Here is a 3,673-nt window from a genome sequence, read left to right on the forward strand (position 1 = left end):
CAACCAAAATCTAAGCGTCATCAATCTTTCTTTTGCTTCGTCTAATTTAGACATCTTTATCCTTTATTTCGGGATTATAACATTATTATCAAGCATTTACAAGACTAAGTTTATGCCCAAAATACGCCAAACTGATAAATATGTATCATCCATTAATCGCTACTTTGCCTAAATTTAGACTTCGCATAACAGCTCCTCGTAGTAATTTTTAAGCGAGCTAATATAATTTTGCAGCGTCAAAGTTTGCTTGAACTTGGCATGTTTTTGCGCAAAAGCCCGGGCGGATTTGCCGTAAGTGCGGTAAATTTCATCGATCTTAGCGCCCAGAGCTGCCGCCTCGCATAAAAACTCCTCGCTTAAAATTTCCGAAATTCCGCCCACGCGGGTAGATATCAGCACGGGCGAATAAAAAATACCTTCGATCAAAATCACCGGAAAGCCCTCCTTACGCGAGCTGATGACGTGCAGGTGCGACGCGCTCAGGGCCGCCGCAACGTCGTCGCAAAAGCCGCACAGCCGCACCCGATCCTGCAATTTTAGCGAATCGATTAAATTTTGCAAATTTTGCCTCTCGCCGCCCTGCCCGTAAATTTTAAGCTCGAAATCGAATTTCAGCTCGCTTGCGGCGTGGATCAAAAGATCAAAACCCTTGATCTTATCGAGCCTGCCGACCGCAACGATGCTAAATTTAAAATTTCCCGCCGCCGCGCTTACGCCCTGTTGCGATACGAATATGCTACTAGTCTTATTTTGCGATGCGTCCGCATCGAAAGCCCTATCTTGCGATACACTCGCCCCATCAGGCGTATCTTGCGATGCAAATACAGTGCCAGTCATATTTTGCGACGTATTCGCAGCGCCAGCCGAGTCGCTGCGCGCGTCCTTTGTTTCCTTGAGCGCTTCGTTTGCGGCACCCTCCAAGTCCTTGCAGCGCGCGAGAATTTCATGATTTTCAAACTCCCGCCGCGGCTCTATGCCGAAATATATCACCTTTGCGGCGTGATTTATCGTGGTTGCGACCTTGCGCGAGGCTGCGATGACGTTTCGCACGCGATCGAAAACGGGCGCCTTGCGGTCGTTATGTTTGGTCGCAACAAGCTTAAGGTTTAGAAATTTTTCGACCACGAAGCCGATCTGCGCGGCTTTGGCGCCGTGCGAATGTAAAATTTCAAATCCGCCCGAGCGTAAAAACCGATAAATTTCAACGAACAAAAACGGATTGTAGCGCTTGTCGCGGCTTTTGTACTGATAAATTTGCACGCGCGCATCCAGGCGCTGTAAAAACTCGCATCGCGCGGGCACGATTAGCGCCGCCTGCTCGCTTTTGCAAAGCTCATTTAGCGAGTCGATTACGATCTTTTCGACGCCGCCGTAAAATCTGGAGCAGCAAAGATAGGCGATTTTCATCTATTTCTGCCCTTCTTCATCTTCAAAATAAAGCTAAAAAGCCCCTGCCTGCCGCTAACCATGATGCGCGGAATTTCAAAATTTGAGTAGTGCGGGCGCAACACGTCGTTTCGCGTCGTGACGGCGCAGCTAAAGCCCGCCTCGCGCGCGCAGCGCACGCTAATCTCGTCGTAAAAGCCGAACGGATAGGCAAAAGCGCTGCAAGAGATGTCAAATTTCACCTCTATTTCGCGCTTTGATTCGCTCATCTGGCGCAGCTGCTCTGCCGCATCCAAGCTAGGCAAGTTTGCGTGATCGAGCGTATGCGAGCCGATCTCGATAAGCCCGCTTTGCAAAAGCTCGCGGACCTCCTCGTCGCTTAACATCTCCTCGCGATTTAGCTCGTCGCTTGATTTTTTTAGATCCTTATCGGTCGCCCAATTCCCGTCAAAGCGCCGGTTCACGATGAAAATCGTCGCCTTAAAGCCGTATTTTTGCAAAAGAGGCAGGGCGCTCGCGAGATTATCGCGATACCCGTCGTCGAAAGTGATACAAACCGCCTTTGAAGGCTTGCTACCCAAGCTTGCAAGCTCGCTTAGAGTGTAGCTCGTAAAGCCGTTTCGCTTCAGCCACGCAAGCTGTTTTTCAAACGCGGCAGGACTTACGCGCAGGCGGTTAAATTTAGAGGCGCGCTTTGGCAGATGCTCGCGGATCATATGATACATCAACACGCGCGGATACTCATAAGGCAGATCCTTTGCCCACCACGCAAAGCGCAGGCTAAACCACGCAAAAAGCGCCGCAAAAGCCAAAACCGCCGCGTAGATCATCGCTCAATCCTCATGCGATAAGCTAAAAAGCTCAAAATCGTAGCCAGACTTAGCGCCTCTTTCGACAGATACGCGCCGTGATCGAACTGGCAATCTATCAAAAGATAGATTAGAAGCGTAAGAACCCCAAACTGCCTGCTTTGAATGCACTCCTTAAAAACGCTAAATAGGATCGCGCCGTAAAAGATAAGGCCGAGCACGCCGCTATAAAGTAAAATTTCTAAAAATAGATTGTGCGGCGCGTTATATTCAGGATGCTCAAGAACCGGGGAGCCCGGCAAATTTATATATGAGCCCAGCCCGTAGCCTAAGATAGGCTTTTGCTGCGCCATTTCCAAAATATAGCTCCAAATCACGGTTCTGCCTGAGGAATCGCCGCTAAATAGCGCGGCTAGCCTTTGCTCAAACGACGGCGAAAGCGCAAGCAAAACGGCAAAAAGCGCGATGAAACCCACCGTGAAAAGCAGGTATTTTTTGTTTAAGCTCTTTAAATTTAGCGCGCTATAAAACGCAAGCGCACAAAACGCACCGACCCACGCCGCTCTGGAAAATGAAAAGATCATAAAAAACGCAAATAAAAATAGAGCCGCAAATTTAAGCGCCAAAGGCCGCCGTATCGCCACCGCGCTAAGGCAGAGCCCAAAGCCCATAAAAAGCCCTAAAATATTGCGGTTCGAAAGCGCTCCGCTAAGACCTCCGCGAACAGAATTGTTTGAAAAGACGATCGCATCAGGACTACTTACAAACTGATAGATCGTGCTCGCCGATAAAATTCCAAGCCCCACGAACAAAAAAGCAAAAACGGCGTTTTGATCAAAAAATTTAAGCTTGTAAAAATAGCAAAGCGCCAAAAATATTGTGCCGTATCGAAGCACGAAAAATAGCGTGCTCTGCCATGCTTTTTTTGAGATCGCGGCCTCGTTTAGGAGGTTTGAGATCGCTAGCGTCACTACCAGGCAGAGGAAGCAGATCGCGATAAATCGCGTCTTTTTCAAAATTTCGCTTAGAACCAAGTAGTTTTTAAAATACAATAGATGCGCCAAAAAGAGTAAATTTAGCGCTGCAAAGGAGATCTGATAGACCGCGTTTTTAAAAAACAGCGACGCGCACCAAGTCGCTCTACATTAAAATTGGAAGAGGCGATTTTGAGTTTTATTCCGCGCCAAAAAGAAGCGGAATTGCTTAACGAAACCATGTATGCCGTGGATCTCGGCGCTTGCCCTGGCGGTTGGACGTATCAGTTAGTGAAACGAGGTTTATTTGTATATGCCGTCGATCACGGCAAAATGGCGGCCGGTTTGCATGATACGGGGCGCATTGAGCATTGTGCGGAAGACGGTTTTAAGTTTCAGCCGCCGAAACTCCGTCATGTTTCTCCAATGATAGGCGAGATAACAAGTGACCGATGCCAAACTTGCCAAAAAGATGAAATAAATCATCACTCATTCGAGTTTTAA

The 3,673-nt window shown here is 48.1% G+C and carries 3 protein-coding genes and 1 pseudogene; 1 reads left to right on the forward strand and 3 read right to left on the reverse strand.

The genetic code is table 11. The features are described from left to right. Nucleotides 1-174: 174 nt before the first annotated feature. Genes Q0372_RS05385 through Q0372_RS05395 form a run of 3 tightly spaced genes read right to left on the reverse strand, consistent with a single transcriptional unit; the run spans nt 175 to nt 3,247 of the window. Nucleotides 175-1,407: a glycosyltransferase gene (locus Q0372_RS05385; RefSeq protein ID WP_298103481.1), complete on the reverse strand. Its 1,233-nt coding sequence runs from the start codon at nt 1,405-1,407 to the stop codon at nt 175-177. Beyond that, nucleotides 1,404-2,216, reverse strand: a complete 813-nt coding sequence (locus Q0372_RS05390; protein WP_298103483.1) for a polysaccharide deacetylase family protein — start codon at nt 2,214-2,216, stop codon at nt 1,404-1,406. The genes Q0372_RS05385 and Q0372_RS05390 overlap by 4 nt, the downstream gene beginning before the upstream one ends. Further along, on the reverse strand, nt 2,213-3,247 hold the full coding sequence (locus Q0372_RS05395) for an O-antigen ligase family protein (protein ID WP_298103486.1): 1,035 nt from the start codon (nt 3,245-3,247) through the stop codon (nt 2,213-2,215). Before Q0372_RS05395 ends, Q0372_RS05390 begins: the two co-directional genes overlap by 4 nt. Nucleotides 3,248-3,292: 45 nt before the next feature. Here Q0372_RS05395 and Q0372_RS05400 point away from each other — a divergent pair. Continuing rightward, nucleotides 3,293-3,496 (forward strand): annotated as a pseudogene (locus tag Q0372_RS05400) (SAM-dependent methyltransferase); the annotation flags it as partial. Nucleotides 3,497-3,673: the final 177 nt, after the last annotated feature.

Source organism: uncultured Campylobacter sp. (genome assembly GCF_937997405.1).
Lineage (GTDB): Bacteria > Campylobacterota > Campylobacteria > Campylobacterales > Campylobacteraceae > Campylobacter_B.

Coding starts and splice junctions, on each gene's coding strand:
- Q0372_RS05390 (WP_298103483.1), bottom strand. CDS start 2,216: ATGATCTACGCGGCGGTTTTGGCTTTTGCGGCGCTTTTTGCGTGGTTT.
- Q0372_RS05385 (WP_298103481.1), bottom strand. CDS start 1,407: ATGAAAATCGCCTATCTTTGCTGCTCCAGATTTTACGGCGGCGTCGAA.